The organism is Neptuniibacter sp. 1_MG-2023 (genome assembly GCF_030547185.1).
In the GTDB taxonomy this organism is placed as follows: Bacteria; Pseudomonadota; Gammaproteobacteria; order Pseudomonadales; family Balneatricaceae; genus Neptuniibacter.
In genome coordinates this window covers 1-15,414 of record NZ_JAUOQR010000006.1, presented here as the reverse complement: position 1 = coordinate 15,414, position 15,414 = coordinate 1, and the positions used below count along the sequence as shown (strand labels likewise).

The 15,414-nt window shown below is 43.9% G+C and carries 14 protein-coding genes; 8 read left to right on the top strand and 6 right to left on the bottom strand.

The window, feature by feature from the left end; all coding sequences use genetic code 11:
• Positions 1–10 precede the first annotated feature (10 nt).
• A complete protein-coding gene (clpA, locus tag Q4492_RS08525) occupies positions 11–2,266 on the top strand; it encodes an ATP-dependent Clp protease ATP-binding subunit ClpA (RefSeq protein WP_303416930.1) in 2,256 nt (751 codons plus the stop codon).
• A gap of 113 nt (positions 2,267–2,379) precedes the next feature.
• Here the strand turns inward: clpA and infA are convergent, their stop codons facing one another.
• The 4 genes from infA to trxB all read right to left on the bottom strand — a co-directional run bounded on the left by infA (position 2,380) and on the right by trxB (position 5,156).
• Positions 2,380–2,598, bottom strand: coding sequence for a translation initiation factor IF-1 (infA, locus tag Q4492_RS08520; RefSeq protein ID WP_027853708.1), 219 nt, complete (start codon positions 2,596–2,598; stop codon positions 2,380–2,382).
• Positions 2,599–2,728: 130 nt separating this feature from the next.
• Entirely contained in the window at positions 2,729–3,445 is a 717-nt protein-coding gene (locus Q4492_RS08515) for an arginyltransferase (protein WP_303416928.1), read from the bottom strand.
• Between the two features lie 3 nt (positions 3,446–3,448).
• Positions 3,449–4,153 carry a leucyl/phenylalanyl-tRNA--protein transferase gene (gene aat, locus Q4492_RS08510; RefSeq protein WP_303416927.1) on the bottom strand — a complete coding sequence of 235 codons (705 nt, stop codon included), beginning with the start codon at positions 4,151–4,153 and terminating at the stop codon, positions 3,449–3,451.
• A 46-nt stretch (positions 4,154–4,199) separates the two neighbouring features.
• Complete coding sequence (trxB, locus tag Q4492_RS08505; RefSeq protein ID WP_303416925.1) at positions 4,200–5,156, bottom strand: thioredoxin-disulfide reductase; 957 nt, start codon at positions 5,154–5,156, stop codon at positions 4,200–4,202.
• Positions 5,157–5,635: 479 nt separating this feature from the next.
• On the opposite strand from trxB, the gene Q4492_RS08500 reads away from it, so the two are divergent.
• The 5 genes from Q4492_RS08500 to serS are packed head-to-tail and all read left to right on the top strand — an operon-like array spanning position 5,636 to position 11,948.
• Positions 5,636–8,227: a DNA translocase FtsK gene (locus Q4492_RS08500; protein WP_303416923.1), complete on the top strand. Its 2,592-nt coding sequence runs from the start codon at positions 5,636–5,638 to the stop codon at positions 8,225–8,227.
• 30 nt (positions 8,228–8,257) lie between these two features.
• Positions 8,258–8,911: an outer membrane lipoprotein chaperone LolA gene (lolA, locus tag Q4492_RS08495; RefSeq protein ID WP_303416922.1), complete on the top strand. Its 654-nt coding sequence runs from the start codon at positions 8,258–8,260 to the stop codon at positions 8,909–8,911.
• A 1-nt stretch (position 8,912) separates the two neighbouring features.
• Positions 8,913–10,262 carry a replication-associated recombination protein A gene (locus tag Q4492_RS08490; protein WP_303416920.1) on the top strand — a complete coding sequence of 450 codons (1,350 nt, stop codon included), beginning with the start codon at positions 8,913–8,915 and terminating at the stop codon, positions 10,260–10,262.
• Positions 10,263–10,273: 11 nt separating this feature from the next.
• The gene (gene crcB, locus Q4492_RS08485; RefSeq protein ID WP_303416918.1) at positions 10,274–10,645 is read left to right on the top strand and encodes a fluoride efflux transporter CrcB; all 372 of its coding nucleotides are present in this window, start codon (positions 10,274–10,276) and stop codon (positions 10,643–10,645) included.
• 28 nt (positions 10,646–10,673) lie between these two features.
• Complete coding sequence (gene serS, locus Q4492_RS08480; protein WP_303416916.1) at positions 10,674–11,948, top strand: serine--tRNA ligase; 1,275 nt, start codon at positions 10,674–10,676, stop codon at positions 11,946–11,948.
• 221 nt (positions 11,949–12,169) lie between these two features.
• On the opposite strand, the gene Q4492_RS08475 is transcribed toward serS, so the two are convergent.
• Together Q4492_RS08475 and Q4492_RS08470 are read right to left on the bottom strand one after the other, a co-directional pair.
• The gene (locus Q4492_RS08475; protein ID WP_303416914.1) at positions 12,170–12,865 is read right to left on the bottom strand and encodes an integron integrase; all 696 of its coding nucleotides are present in this window, start codon (positions 12,863–12,865) and stop codon (positions 12,170–12,172) included.
• Positions 12,801–13,142 carry a phage integrase N-terminal SAM-like domain-containing protein gene (locus Q4492_RS08470; protein ID WP_303416913.1) on the bottom strand — a complete coding sequence of 114 codons (342 nt, stop codon included), beginning with the start codon at positions 13,140–13,142 and terminating at the stop codon, positions 12,801–12,803. Before Q4492_RS08470 ends, Q4492_RS08475 begins: the two co-directional genes overlap by 65 nt.
• A gap of 249 nt (positions 13,143–13,391) precedes the next feature.
• Here Q4492_RS08470 and Q4492_RS08465 point away from each other — a divergent pair, with 249 nt between their 5' ends.
• Positions 13,392–14,399, top strand: coding sequence for a DUF4917 family protein (locus Q4492_RS08465; protein WP_303416911.1), 1,008 nt, complete (start codon positions 13,392–13,394; stop codon positions 14,397–14,399).
• Between the two features lie 117 nt (positions 14,400–14,516).
• Entirely contained in the window at positions 14,517–15,332 is an 816-nt protein-coding gene (locus Q4492_RS08460; protein ID WP_303416910.1) for a GIY-YIG nuclease family protein, read from the top strand.
• Positions 15,333–15,414 lie beyond the last annotated feature (82 nt).

Sequence of the window (15,414 nt, the reverse complement as noted above, 5' to 3'; positions counted from 1 at the left end):
AGGAACCGTTATGTTAAACCGAGAACTCGAAGACACGCTCAGTGCAGCTTTCCAGGCGGCAAAAGAGAAACGACATGAATTTATTACGGTCGAGCATCTTTTACTAGCGTTGTTGGAAAATTATGAAGCCCATCAAGTACTAGCGGCTTGTGGTGCTAATTTTGATGGTATTCGTAAAAATCTTGCTGATTTTATCGAAGAAACAACTCCATTATTATCAGATACATTACCGGATCTGGATACTCAGCCGACATTAGGCTTTCAGCGAGTACTTCAGCGTGCTGTATTTCATGTGCAGTCTTCGGGTAAAAATGAAGTCACTGGTGCGAATGTTCTGGTTGCTATCTTTAGCGAACAGGAGAGCCAAGCGGTATATATCCTGCAGCAGCATGGGATTGAACGCATTGATACCGTCAATTACATTGCTCACGGTATTTCAAAAATGTCTGAACATGAGCATGATAATTCTGCAACACCGCTCGAAGGCGACTCTACTGACAATAAAGAGGACAGCCCATTAAGAAAGTATTCCGTCAATCTCAATGTAGAGGCGGAAAAAGGCTTAATAGATCCGTTAGTGGGTCGAGACTCTGAAGTTGAGCGTGTAGTCCAAATATTGTCGCGCCGCCGTAAAAATAACCCTTTGCTTGTGGGTGAGGCCGGAGTAGGTAAAACGGCAATAGCAGAAGGTTTAGCTAAACTTATTGTTGAAAGTAAAGTCCCTGATGTTATCAAAGAGTCCGTTGTTTATTCTTTAGATTTAGGCGCTTTGCTGGCGGGAACAAAATACCGTGGCGATTTTGAAAAACGCTTAAAAGGTCTTTTAAATGAGATAAAAGAGCTGCCTAAAGCTATTTTATTTATTGATGAGATCCATACGATTATTGGTGCTGGGGCTGCTTCAGGCGGTTCTATGGATGCATCTAACCTTTTGAAACCACTGCTGAGTTCCGGCCAGATACGTTGTATTGGCTCTACAACTTTCCAAGAGTTTCGAGGGATTTTTGAAAAAGACCGTGCACTCGCTCGACGTTTTCAGAAAGTGGATGTGCTTGAACCAAGCATTGATGATACCTACGCTATATTACGTGGCTTAAAGCAGCGTTTTGAAGAACACCATGAGCTTACCTACAGTGATGAGGCTCTTAAGGCCGCCGCAGAGCTTGCTGGACGCTATATCAATGATAAGCATATGCCAGACAAAGCGATTGATGTTATTGATGAGGCGGGTGCTTATCAGCGCCTTCTACCTGAAGAACTTCGTAAGAAAGTTATTGAAGTGGAAGATGTTGAAGCTATTGTCGCCAAAATCGCGCGCATCCCACCAAAAAGTGTTTCAGCTTCAGATAAAAGCCAGTTAGCTAAGCTTGATACCAATCTTAAAATGGTGGTGCTGGGGCAGGATGAAGCGATTGATACGCTTTCTTCTGCAATTAAATTATCCCGTGCTGGACTAAAAGAGCCGAATAAACCTGTAGGTTGTTTCCTTTTTGCTGGCCCAACAGGGGTTGGTAAAACAGAAGTGACTCAGCAACTTGCACGAGTTATGGGGATTGAGTTAGTTCGTTTCGATATGTCTGAGTATATGGAGCGCCATACCGTATCACGCTTGATCGGTGCACCTCCTGGGTACGTGGGTTATGATCAAGGCGGGCTGCTTACTGAGGCGGTTACTAAGTCTCCTCATTGCGTACTGTTACTTGATGAAATAGAGAAAGCACATCCAGAAGTGTTTAACTTATTGCTTCAAGTGATGGATAACGGGACATTAACTGATAATAATGGCCGTAAAGCAGATTTCCGTAATGTGATTCTTGTTATGACAACCAATGCAGGAGCTCAAGATATGAGTCGTGCATCTATTGGTTTCACTAAGCAGAATCATGCAACGGATGGTATTGAAGCGATTAAGAAAATGTTTACTCCTGAATTCCGTAACCGTTTGGATGGAATTATTCAGTTTAAACCTCTGGATCCTAGCATTATCAAAGGTGTAGTAGACAAATTCTTCGCTGAGCTTCAAGTGCAATTAGATGATAAACATGTAGTTCTTCATCTAACGGATGCCGCCCGCACATGGTTTGCCGAAAAAGGCTACGATGAGCAGATGGGTGCGCGGCCTATGAAACGCTTGATTCAGGAAAAACTGAAAAAGCCATTGGCTGAAATGATTCTATTTGGCGAATTAGCTGAAGAGGGTGGAGAGGTTGAGATTGGTGTAGACGCTGAAGGTGAAATTAGCGTTGAAGTTACTAGTTGTGTTTAACCACTGATCCTTATGGAAATAAAAATGGCAGCCAATTGGCTGCCATTTTTTTATTCTTACCTAAGCTAACTTAAACACTTAATGCATAAATTAGCTGGGAAGACGCAATGATATTAACGTGCGCGATAGACAATACGGCCTTTACTTAGGTCGTAAGGTGTCAATTCAACTTTAACTTTATCGCCTGTCAGGATGCGGATGTAGTTTTTGCGCATCTTACCTGAGATGTGTGCCGTTACAACGTGACCGTTTTCCAGCTCAACACGGAACATAGTGTTCGGTAGCGTGTCGACCACGGTGCCTTCCATTTCAATGCTATCTTCTTTAGCCATCAATTCTTTACCTTGTTGAGAGAGGCTCCAGATATCTGGACCTAATAATTGCGCGATATTGTGCCTGAAAATCACTTTTATATCAAAGGGAAATCCGCATATATGTGATTTAAACTAGACTTTGGCCGTGTTAATCGGGTTGAACTAATACCCATTGGTCCTCTAAAAGGAGCTCAAATGGTCTAAATGCGATTTTATAGCTCATTTTTCGGCAGTTTTTTACCCAATAGCCTAGATAGAGGTAATTAAGGTTATTTTGTTGGCAAAACTGTAATTGCCATAAAATACAAAAGGTTCCTAAGCTACGTTTAGGTAAGGAGGGGTCAAAAAAAGTGTAGATCGCTGAGAGCCCCTTTTCGAGTGTATCAACAACACTAACGGCAACTAGCGTATCTGTGGCGTCTCTGAACTCAATAAACTGAGTATGTTCCGCACCCTCAACAAGGAAGGAGGTAAACTGCTCTGAACTTGGCGGAAACATATCACCATCTTGATGGCGCTTATTAATATAGCGAGAATATAGGGAGTAATACTCCTCAGTAAAGGAGGGGGCGTGGGTTGTTGCGTATATATCTTTGTTTTTGGCAAGAATACGCTTCTGGCTTTTACTAAAGCTATAGACCGCAAGGGGGATTCTAACGGATATACAAGCCCTGCAATCATCACAGTGGGGGCGATAAACATGTTTACCACTTCGTCTAAAGCCTAGATCTGAAAGTTGGCTGTAGGTTGACTGATCAAGTTCTACTTGTGGATCGACAAACAGGGTTTTAGCTATCTTATTCTCTAAATAGCTACAATCATGCTCAGGGGTCGCGTAAAAATGTAATGTCCTGAGGTTGCTCAAGGTTTACTCCATTTGATCTGCTGGCAGGTCAAACTGCCAATGCGTTTGTCCAATCTCATCAAGATATTGATCAAGGTATAACTGAAATTCACGCCGGTTTATCTCAGTTGCACCTAATGAAAATAGATGATCATTGCTCACTTGGCAATCGACTAAAGCATAGCCCCACTTTTCTAGTTGTCCGACCATAGTTATAAAGGCGATCTTCGATGCATCCTTTACTTTGCTAAACATGGATTCGCCAAAAAAGAGTTTACCTATAGCCAAGCCGTAAAGCCCGCCGACGAGTTCATCATCAATATAAACTTCAACCGAGTGGGCTAAACCCTTTTTGTGGAGGTTACAGTAAGCGTCTTTCATTTCGTTAGTGATCCATGTGCCATCTTCTCCCCGTCGAGGAGCTGAACAGGCATCGATAACCTTAGCGAAATTACGATTAAATACGACCGTATAATCCTTTTTCTTCAAACGCTTACGCATGCTTTTTGATATATGGATTTGGCTAGGAATTAATACGCAACGAGGATCAGGGCTCCACCAAAGGATGGGTTCGCCCGGGCTGTACCAAGGAAAAATACCGGCACGATACGCGCTGACTAGGCGTTCTTGGCTCAAATCCCCGCCTGCGGCTAATAAACCATTAGGTTCATCAAGCGCCTGCTCTATGGGAGGGAAACTATCTGAAGGATTTTGTAGCCATGGGATCATAGTATTCGTTACAAAAGGGCGGAGTTTGCACTCCGCCGTAGTCTACTTACTTGATTAGATCATCAAGATAACGTTCAGCATCTAATGCGGCCATACAACCAAAACCTGCTGAGGTAATCGCTTGGCGATAGATATGGTCACAGACATCGCCGGCTGCAAAAACACCCTCAACACTGGTTTGTGTTGCTTTACCTTCAAGCCCTGACTGTATCTTTAGGTAACCATCTTTCATCTCAAGCTGGCCTTCAAAAATATCAGTATTAGGTTTGTGGCCAATCGCTATAAATACGCCAGCAACATCTAACTCTGTAGCTTCGTCGTTCTCGGTACTTTTAATACGTAGGCCGGTTACACCTGAATCATCACCGAGGACTTCCTCTAAGGTATGATTCCATATGATGTTGATATTGCCATTTTCGGCCCGTTCAAGAAGTTTATCTTGTAAAATCTTCTCTGAGCGTAAGCTATCGCGGCGGTGAATTAATGTAACTTCATCGGCGATATTGGATAGATAAAGTGCTTCTTCAACCGCAGTATTACCACCGCCAATAACCGCTACTTTTTGGCCTTTATAGAAGAAACCGTCACAGGTTGCGCACGCTGATACACCGCGTCCAGCAAAGGCTTCTTCTGAAGGAAGACCCAAATATTGAGCCGAAGCGCCTGTGCAGATAATCAATGCATCGCAAGTATACTCACCCATATCGCCTTTTAAGCGGAAGGGGCGATTTTGCAGATCAGTTTCATTGATATGATCGAAAAGAATCTCTGTATCAAAACGCTCTGCATGCTGCTGCATACGTTGCATCAATTCAGGCCCCTGAACGCCATCGACATCGCCAGGCCAGTTATCTACATCGGTTGTAGTAGTAAGTTGACCGCCAGCCTGCATACCTGTGATGACAATAGGTTTTAGGTTAGCGCGCGCGGCATATACAGCGGCAGTGTAGCCCGCTGGGCCACTACCGAGAATGATTAGGTTATGGTGTTGTACTTCGCTCATGGTAATAAGAAACAGATCCGTTAGTGAAATAGATTATAAAACAATGGGGGGATTGACTAAAAAATTCAACCCGCACCTTTCATTTTGCTTCGGCCCAGTAAAAACGTTGCTAGAAATAGTAACATGAAATTTTTATTTCATGGCCTCTCATATAAGCTTTAAATTGTTCCTTTTAAATTGGAATCATTCTAGCTATAGATCGATAACTAAAGAATGCTTAATGATATGCCTGTCCTGCGCTAGCGACAATATTTGTTAATGACCTATTTGAAAACCTCTTTATTTGAGTTTGTTTAGTGGTCTACATAGAGTTTGCTCTAAGCCATCGCAGCTCGACACCTTCAAAGTTGTTGTCTACCTTAAAAAATACCGGCTCTAGGCTTTTATGGCACAAACTTCAGCTTATCAAGCGTTAGTCATGCATTAATTTATGTTATTGTTAGCCCTCGATTTTCTACAGATATTATGGAGCTTTACCCTTGAGCGCGACCGATAACGGACAACGTTTAAGTTTTACTGCATTGTTAGCAAGAATTAGCCGTGAATCCAGTCTGATCATTATTATTGCGATCAGCATATTTTTACTTATTTCTTTATTGGGGTTTGATCCAAGAGATTCTGGTTGGTCCCATTTAGGCTATCAACCCGAAGTAAGAAACTTTACCGGCCCTGCGGGGGCTTGGTTAGCGGATCTATTCTTGTCTGGTTTTGGTTTGAGTGCGTTTATCATTCCTGTATTGATGATCTATCCCTCCATACGGTTTATTCTGCGCAAAGATCAGAGCGTTATGGATACTGTTCCCTTCTTTATCTTGAGGGCAACGGGCGCTATTTTGCTGATCGCTTCATTTAGTGCTTTATGTGCCACTCATCTGTCTAATGAAGGACTCGAATATCCATTCAGCTCGGGTGGTGTTTTGGGAGAAGCCTTATCTGATTGGTCAGTATCTTGGTTGAGTGTTATTGGCAGCTCAGTCGTGCTTTTTACCTTGTTTCTATTTGGCATAACGCTTCTATTAGAGATGGGATGGGGCACTATGCTTGAAACTATAGGTAAAAAACTGGTCGATCGTGGTCAACAAGTGTTACCTGAAAAAATATCCCAAGGGCTGGATCTAACAAGAACACAGCAATCAGAGGACGAATCAGCCTTTAGTAATAGGTTTCGTCGTGATAAATCTGAACAAACAGATCTCCCTCCTATAGTTACAGAAAGAGTTGAGCCAACATACGCCGATCCACATAGCACTACTTTAGGTCGCCGAGAGGAATCTATTGATGAGGCTATAGATGACGACATTCCTATTGTACGACCAATCAATACACCCGCAGCAAGCGAGGTTACAGATAGCCCTGTCAGTGAAACGGTTAACGCGCCATTTACGCCACAAGTTCAGGCAGAACCGCTATCTGCAGAACGGGAGAATAAGCCGGTCGGTACAACGTCTTCAGCGGTTGTTGAGTCGCCAAAACACCAAGTTAAAGTTGTACCTCTATCTGAAACCCATAAACCCATGCAGGATGACGAATTAGGTTTAGAGCATGCAGTCGAACCTAAACGTAAAGCCAAGCGGAAAATACCGCCCCTAGAGCTACTTGATCCTCCAGAATTAAACACGGATACAGGTTATTCATTAGACGAGATAGAGCAGATGTCTCGTCTGCTTGAGAGTAAGTTAAAAGATTTTGGTGTTATTGCTGAGGTAGTGGAAGTTAATCCTGGGCCGGTTATCACGCGCTTTGAGATCCAGCCTGCGCCGGGTGTGAAAGCCAGTAAAATTACCAACCTTGCTAAAGACCTTGCACGATCAATGGCGGTGAGTAGTGTGCGTGTTGTTGAGGTTATTCCTGGGAAATCGGTCGTGGGGATTGAGATTCCCAATGAATCTCGCTTAACCGTTCATCTAAGTGAAGTCTTAAGTTCTAAACCTTATTTATCAGCCTCATCTAAAGTGACCATTGGTCTAGGTAATGATATTGCAGGCAACCCTGTGGTAGCTAACCTTGCCAAAATGCCTCATCTGTTAGTGGCAGGTACTACCGGTTCTGGTAAATCGGTGGGTGTGAACGCCATGATCCTCTCCTTACTTTTTAAGGCGACCCCTGAAGAGGTGAGGTTGATTCTGGTTGACCCTAAAATGTTGGAGCTTTCTATTTACGAAGGCATCCCGCATCTGTTAACACCGGTTATTACGGATATGAAAGATGCTGCATCTGGCCTGCGCTGGTGCGTAGGTGAGATGGAACGCCGTTATCGTGTCATGGCAAAAATGGGCGTACGTAATTTAGCGGGATTCAACGATAAAATTGAAGAAGCTCGAAAACAGGGTAAGCCACTATTAGATCCTTTATGGAATGCTGAAGAAAATGGCGAACCATTCGGTACACCCGCGCCAGAGCTTGAGACACTTCCCTATATTGTTGTGGTGATTGACGAGTTTGCCGACATGATGATGATTGTTGGTAAAAAGGTGGAGGAGTTGATTGCCCGTATCGCGCAAAAAGCACGTGCGGCAGGTATCCACTTGATTCTGGCAACTCAGCGACCATCGGTCGATGTTATTACTGGTTTGATTAAAGCGAACATTCCAACCCGTATCGCCTTCCAAGTATCGTCCCGTATAGATTCGCGAACGATTCTCGATCAGTCTGGTGCTGAACACCTATTAGGCTGGGGTGATATGCTTTATCTACCCGCTGGTACTAGCTTACCTAACCGTGTGCATGGTGCTTTTGTGAGTGATGATGAAGTTCACCGCGTTGTGGAAGCATGGAAAAAACTGGGTCAGCCGGAGTACATTACAGAGATAACCCAAGGTGATAGCGTTTCAGACGGCGGAGGTTCAGGTTCATTATTCGATGATGAACAAGATCCGCTTTATGATGAAGCGGTCGCATTTGTATTGGAAACCCGTAAAGCCTCTATCTCTAGTGTGCAGCGTCGATTGAAAATTGGCTATAACCGCGCCGCACGTATGGTCGAAGCAATGGAAGCAGCAGGTGTTGTGAGTACAGCGGGTAGCAATGGTCAGCGAGAAGTGCTGGCACCATCACCTAATGGTGAGATGTAAGATCACCATTATTACTTATTAAGGTTGGTTATGGGTTTTAAAGCATTCACAAAAAGTATTTTAGTGACAACAGTATTAAGTACCGGTCTATTATGTTCATCTATTGCGGCAGCGATGTCAGGGCCTGAAAAATTAACTGAGTTACTGGCAGGCTATGAGAGTTTTTCCGCTCAGTTTCAGCAAGTAACTATCTCAGACAATGGCCGCGAAGCACAAAAAACAGAGGGTAGTGTTCTACTGTCTAAGCCTAACCGTTTTCGTTGGGAAACGCTTCAGCCGTTTCCACAAGAGATTGTCTCAGATGGGCAATATATCTGGATCTATGATCCTGATTTAGAACAGGTAACTCAACGCTCCGCAGATACACAGCAAGAAAGTGCCCCAGCCTTGATCCTTAATGGGCAAATTGGGCAGCTACAAAAAACTTATAAGATCCGTATGATGGAAGATACCGGTGCTGAGCAATTATTTGATCTAACGCCTGTTTCTGAGCAATATAGTTTTAGCCGAATTCGCTTAGCCTTTTCTGATAATTTGATTTCAGAAATCATGTTAGAAGATTCCTTAGGTCAGCGCACATCGGTTGTTTTCTCTAAACAGCAGATTAATCCTGAATTTGAAGCTGAAAGCTTCTTTTTTCGTATACCTAAAGACACTGATGTTATCGTAGATATAGAGGAATAGAGTGGATCTTTTTTCCCAAACACCTGCTTATGAGCCGCTTGCCGCTAAAATTCGGCCAAAAACCTTAGCTGAATATTATGGCCAGAAACACTTGTTGGGGCAGGGTAAGCCTTTACGAACGGCGTTAGAGCAAGGGTCGGCCCATTCAATGATATTTTGGGGGCCACCGGGTGTAGGGAAAACAACCTTAGCTAAACTAATTGCCCATCATGTTGATGCTCATTTTATCACCCTCTCAGCCGTGCTATCCGGTGTTAAAGATATACGAGTTGCTGTTGAGCAAGCTAAACAGCATTCAGCGCAAACGGGGCGGAAAACAATCCTGTTTGTGGATGAGGTACACCGTTTTAATAAATCCCAACAAGATGCGTTTCTTCCTTATATAGAAGATGGGACGATCATCTTTGTTGGCGCTACGACAGAAAATCCCTCGTTTGAACTAAATAATGCACTGCTATCTCGCGCGCGTGTTTATCTTCTGCGCTCCCTTGAAGAGAGTGACATTCTTGAAGTGATTCAGCGCGGAATAACTGATAAAGAGCACGGTTTGGGTGATCGTAATTTAGTGATCTCTGAAGAGATGATTAATCGACTTGCTCAGGCCGCAGATGGTGATGCTCGACGTTCGCTCAATCTACTGGAAATTGCCGCCGATCTTGCGGTAAAACAAGACGACGGCACAGAATTAATTGATGAGCAGGTGTTAGAGGAGGTGCTTCGCTCTTCGGGTCGCCGCTATGATAAACAAGGCGATCTGTTTTACGACATGATCTCCGCTTTCCATAAATCGGTACGCGGCTCCTCCCCCGATGGTGCGCTTTATTGGTATTGTCGTATGTTGGATGGTGGCTGTGACCCGCTGTATATCGCCCGTCGCTTAGTTGCCATTGCCTCAGAAGATATAGGCAATGCAGACCCAAGAGCGATGCAAGTTGCTTTATCGGCCTGGGACGCTTTTGAACGGGTAGGGCCTGCCGAAGGGGAAAGGGCGATTGCCCAAGCCGCTGTGTATTGCGCCTCGGCACCGAAAAGTAATGCGATCTACCAAGCATTTAATCAATGCTTGATGGATGTAAAATCACAACCTAGTTATGAAGTACCTGTTCATCTGCGTAATGCACCCACCAGTTTAATGAAAGATATGGGCTATGGGGCTGAATATCGTTATGCTCATAACGAGCCGGATGCTTATGCGGCGGGTGAAAACTATCTACCGCCAGAAATTGCCGGTCAACAATGGTACTATCCAGAAGCACGTGGTTTAGAAGTGAAAATTGGTGAAAAACTACGTCATCTGAAAAACCTAGATCAACAGAGCCCTCAGCAGCGATACGCTGAGGAGAGTAAGTAGGAGCGTTTCATATGCAGCATCTCTTCGCAATTGCGATAGGTGGGGCGGTGGGTGCCTTAGGGCGTTATTGGGTGAGTGGTCTTCTTAATAATGCCGAGCATCGAATTCCCTATGGGACACTTACCTGTAATGTTGTGGGTTCATTTTTAATGGGTATCTTATTTGTACTCATATTGGAAAAAGCAAAACTTAGTGCCGAGCTTCGACCTCTGTTAATGGTCGGATTTATGGGTGCGTTTACGACTTTTTCTACTTTTTCACTGGAAACAGTCGCAATGCTGCAGGAAGGGCATGTTATCTCTGCGGTGATTTATATATTATTAAGCGTTCTATTGTGTCTGGTTGCTTTATATGGCGGCCTGTCCTTAACTCGCTTGTTTTAATCGTTCTTAAAAGGTGTTTTAGAAGCTCATGCTTGACGCAAAATATGTCCGTGCAAACCCCGAAGATGTTGCACAGTTATTAAAGAAAAAGGGTTACGAATTCCCAGTCGATCAGTTTGTTGAACTGGAGAACCAGCGTAAGCAATTGCAGGTCGATACCGAAAACCTGCAAAACGAGCGAAACACACGATCCAAAGGGATCGGTAAAGCGAAAGCGGCGGGTGAAGATATTCAGCCGTTATTAGCGGAAGTTGCTGACCTTGGGCAGAAGCTTGACGCGGCTAAAGCTGACTTGAACACAGTACAAGCAAAGCTTGATGACCTACTTTACGGTGTACCTAACCTGCCATGTGATAACGTGCCAGAAGGCGCGGATGAAGATGACAACGTCGAGATTCGTCGTTGGGGCACACCACGGACGTTTGATTTTGAACCTCAAGATCACGTTGCCTTAGGTGAAAAAAGCGGTGAATTAGACTTTGAAGTCGCAGCAAAACTAACCGGTTCACGTTTTTCTGTTATGACCGGTAAACTTGCTCGCCTACACCGTGCACTGATCCAGTTTATGTTAGATACACAAACCGAAGAACACGGTTATACCGAAGCGTATGTCCCCTACATGGTTAATGCGGATAGCCTTCGCGGCACAGGCCAGCTACCTAAATTTGGTGAAGACCTATTTAAAGTACCCTTTGGCGAGCGTGAATATTACCTTATTCCTACCGCCGAAGTGCCTGTCACCAACCTTGTACGCGATGAAATTGTCGAAGCCGATCAGTTGCCTCTTCGCTTTACCGCACACACACCTTGTTTCCGTTCAGAAGCGGGCGCATCTGGTAAAGATACGCGCGGTTTGATCCGACAGCATCAGTTTGAAAAAGTAGAGATGGTGCAAATTGTAGAACCCTCTAAATCTTGGGAAACCCTGGATCAGATGACCGGTCATGCGGAAGCGATTCTACAAAAACTTAACCTACCATACCGTGTTGTCACCCTTTGTGGTGGTGACCTTGGGTTTAGTGCTGCGCAAACCAATGATATCGAAGTCTGGTTGCCAGGGCAGGATAAATACCGTGAGATCTCATCCATCTCTAACATGACGGATTTCCAAGCACGTCGCCTGCAAGCGCGCTGGAGAAACCCAGAAACAGGCAAGCCGGAACTGGTCCATACCTTAAATGGTTCAGGTTTAGCGGTAGGCCGTACCTTACTGGCTGTGATGGAAAACTACCAAACAGCAGACGGCAAGATCGCTATACCTGAGGCCCTACAGTCCTATATGGGCGGTAAAACAGAGATCTAATACTCTAGCTCAGGATAAAAAACACGCCCAAGGGCGTGTTTTTTTGTTTAAGCGCATAAAGCCTAAATGCTCGCTTTTAAATTGTCGGCGATTGCTTGTGAGTGAGAAGGTGACGATACAGAATATCCCCCCATAAATGCTTGTTTTGCTTCTTAGGCTAGGTTTCAAATGTAAGCAAATCAAAAAGATAGATAGTGTCTGAGTAGACACACTGATGCGTTCTATAAATCACCCAGTGGACTAATCACTGCGTGGCCCCCTCGGTTGAGTACATGGGTGTAGATCTCTGTAGTACGTACATCTGAATGGCCTAACTGTTCTTGAACTGTCCTTATATCCGCGCCACGTTCTAAAAGATGGGTAGCGAAGCTGTGACGTAGACTGTGGCAAGAGGCGGGTTTACTGATTTGGCTTAGGTTTACAGCGCGTTTGAAAGCACGCTGCAGGCTTCTATCATGAATATGGTGTCGGCGAATTGCATTATTTTCACGTTTGTCGATACTCCGCTCTTTCGCCGGGAAAAGATACTGCCAGCCAAATTCGAATGGGGCATTGGGATATTTTTTTGAAAGCGCATAGGGTAGGTAAACTCCACCCCAGTGGTTCGAATTTTTATCTTCCTGATAATACACGTGACAAAGCTCTAGTTGCCTATGTAGATCGGCAAGGCATGCCTCTGAAAGTGTAGTAACTCGGTTCTTCCTGCCTTTGCCATCATTCACTGTGACTGTTAGTCGTTCAAAATCGACATCCTTAACTCTGAGTCGGCACACTTCCATCACGCGTAAACCTGAGCCATACATCATTTTGGCGCAGGTAAGATATTCCCCCTGAAGATAGCTAAAAATAAGTCTAATCTCGGCTTTGCTTAATACAATAGGAAGTCTTGAGGGGGGGGGTAGCGCGGTGGAAATCACCTAATTCCAGTGCTGAAGCATCCCAGCCAAGGACGCGCTTATATAAATACATCAGTGCATTTAAAGCCGTTTTCTGTGTAGATGGCGTAACTTTTTGTTTAAGGGCTAAATATTCCAAGTATTGAATAATGTGGTCGGTCGTAAGATTGTTTGGGTGTACTCGATTATGGAAGCGGATGTAGTTGAGAATCCAATAAATATAAGTTTTTTCAGTACGTTTGCTGTAATGGCGGGCGCGTAAGTGATCACGTATTGACTGTATAAATGGGGAAGACATAGCACATCCTTATGCTGTTTTTATATACAGCATTCCATCCGTTTGGCCTTTATGCAAGGATAGTAGGACAATTGTGTAATTTTCTCCATGGATGAGAAATCCTCGAGCAAGGAAAGCTAATGAAATTCAATACCTCACAATACTTTTTTAATATCCTTTCTTGGAGATATATGACAACTTGTCGTGTTTAATCGCGACAACCTGTCATATATTTAGCTGTTATACCACCATCCAGAGTAGGAAGCTTAGATGCCTGATTTAAAGATTGACGAAAACTTGGTCGAGTGGGATGAGTTAGCCTCTCAAGACTGGAAAAGCCTCTTGGTGGGCAATGGTTTCAGTATAAATATATGGGAAAAATTTGGTTACGGTACGCTATATGAATTAGCTAAAAGTGATGATGTGGATACGCCATTATCCAAAAAAGAGGTAGCTCTTTTCGACCACTTAGGGAGTAGTAATTTCGAAGATGTACTGAGAATTCTATATCATGCAAAGATCGTTGATGAGCAGTTGGGAAGCCCTCAAGAAGAAGAGATTAACCGCCTATATGTAAATACAAAGAATGCGCTTGCGTCGGCAGTCAACTATGCACATATCCCTCCCAATAGTATTAATGCGCTAGAGATCAACAATCAACTAAGACCATACAAAAATGTATTCTCCACCAATTATGATTTAATTCCATATTGGTCAATTATGGAGTCAGATACGTGGAGATTTAAAGACTTCTTTTGGGGTGAAGAGAGCTGCTTTGATATATCAGATACCGATGTAAATGCAGATAGAACAAAAATACACTATTTGCACGGCGCTATACATTTGGTTGAATTAACAAATGGTAAAACAAAAAAACTTACAGCCAATGGTCTTGACCGATTATCAGATCTGTTCGATCTTTCCCATCCTGAGCAATTTCCCCTATTTATTTCCGAAGGTAGCTCCGATTGGAAATTGTCGCGTATAAAGAGAAATGATTACTTACGCTTTTGTTATGAAAAGTTAGGGAAAATTAAGGGTGGCTTAGTTGTATTGGGTCACTCGCTTCATAAAGACTACGATCAACATATTATTGATACTATAAATGACAGCGATGCTTCACGAATAGCAATTGGAGTTTGGCCGCACCAAGGTAAGGAAGATATAGTTTCTTTTAAAGCTAGGTTAACTCAAGACTTGGGTAGCAAAGAGCTTTACTTTTTTGATTCTGAAACTCACCCTTTGGGAGCCACAGGTCTAAATGTACCAGTGGTATAACAATCGCTTCCAGCCTGACGCCAAAACCTCCGTGTTTTTGTGTTACTCGCATCGCTTAAACATTAACACAAAAGCACTTCGGCTTCGGCGCAGCTGAAGCGGGCGTTAGGTTCAAAAATGCACCTCTTCGAACTACTTAAAATATCAATCCCAGAAATCGAACCGGCTGAGTGTAAACTTCATCTGGCGACATGGAATGGGGAAGAAGATCCGATTGATGTATTCTTGGCTGGCAGCTTTGATGAATGGCAACGCTGGCAGACAAAAAGAAATTTTGAGCGCTCTTACGTCATCGCGCTAATTGCGCTTCCTGCTGCGAACCAGTGGCTGTTTGCAGGTCTTTATCAAGCACAAGGGTCAGAATGGAAAGAGCAGCACAATCTACATTATTACAAACTGATTCCTGATAAGTCATGTTCCATGCTTGATGGTCGCTTGGTGGTTGAGTTTTCTCGTACGGGTAGACAGTCGTATTTGAATGCCGAAAATTGGGCTTCAGGAATTACCGTTTCAGAAATTAAAGCAGAAAAGCTTTCTATCGCTGAATTTCCGGGGTATAGAAATATCAATTTATCGAAAGGTGAGCTTGAAACTATAGTTCGGCAATCACTTGAATCATGGCGTACAGCATTGTCAAACGTAGCTGGTGTTTACGTTATATCTGATACTGAGAGTGGGAAATTGTACGTTGGCAGTGCCACAGGAGAGGGTGGCTTATGGCAGCGCTGGAGCCAATATGCTGCTACTGGCCATGGTGGTAATAAGGAACTCCGAGAACTGCTGCGAGAAACTGGCGCAACAACAGCAGAAAGCTTTCGGTTTGCAGTATTGGAAATTGCGGATATCCATTCAAGTGAGAAGGAGGTTTTGAGGCGTGAATCTCATTGGAAAGAAGTCCTGCTCACAAGGCAGTATGGCTACAATGCCAACTAAGAACCTAATCGGGTAGCCGAGGGTCTCTAACCCTCAGCCCCCACAACACCCTGCATGCGGATCCGCACAGGGCGTTTCACTG

What these genes read in the sequence shown, in the direction of transcription:
- clpA (WP_303416930.1), top strand. Translation starts at nt 11, where the DNA reads ATGTTAAACCGAGAACTCGAAGACACGCTCAGTGCAGCTTTCCAGGCG.
- infA (WP_027853708.1), bottom strand. Translation starts at nt 2,598, where the DNA reads ATGGCTAAAGAAGATAGCATTGAAATGGAAGGCACCGTGGTCGACACG.
- aat (WP_303416927.1), bottom strand. Translation starts at nt 4,153, where the DNA reads ATGATCCCATGGCTACAAAATCCTTCAGATAGTTTCCCTCCCATAGAG.
- trxB (WP_303416925.1), bottom strand. Translation starts at nt 5,156, where the DNA reads ATGAGCGAAGTACAACACCATAACCTAATCATTCTCGGTAGTGGCCCA.
- lolA (WP_303416922.1), top strand. Translation starts at nt 8,258, where the DNA reads ATGGGTTTTAAAGCATTCACAAAAAGTATTTTAGTGACAACAGTATTA.
- crcB (WP_303416918.1), top strand. Translation starts at nt 10,274, where the DNA reads ATGCAGCATCTCTTCGCAATTGCGATAGGTGGGGCGGTGGGTGCCTTA.
- serS (WP_303416916.1), top strand. Translation starts at nt 10,674, where the DNA reads ATGCTTGACGCAAAATATGTCCGTGCAAACCCCGAAGATGTTGCACAG.
- Q4492_RS08470 (WP_303416913.1), bottom strand. Translation starts at nt 13,142, where the DNA reads ATGTCTTCCCCATTTATACAGTCAATACGTGATCACTTACGCGCCCGC.
- Q4492_RS08465 (WP_303416911.1), top strand. Translation starts at nt 13,392, where the DNA reads ATGCCTGATTTAAAGATTGACGAAAACTTGGTCGAGTGGGATGAGTTA.
- Q4492_RS08460 (WP_303416910.1), top strand. Translation starts at nt 14,517, where the DNA reads ATGCACCTCTTCGAACTACTTAAAATATCAATCCCAGAAATCGAACCG.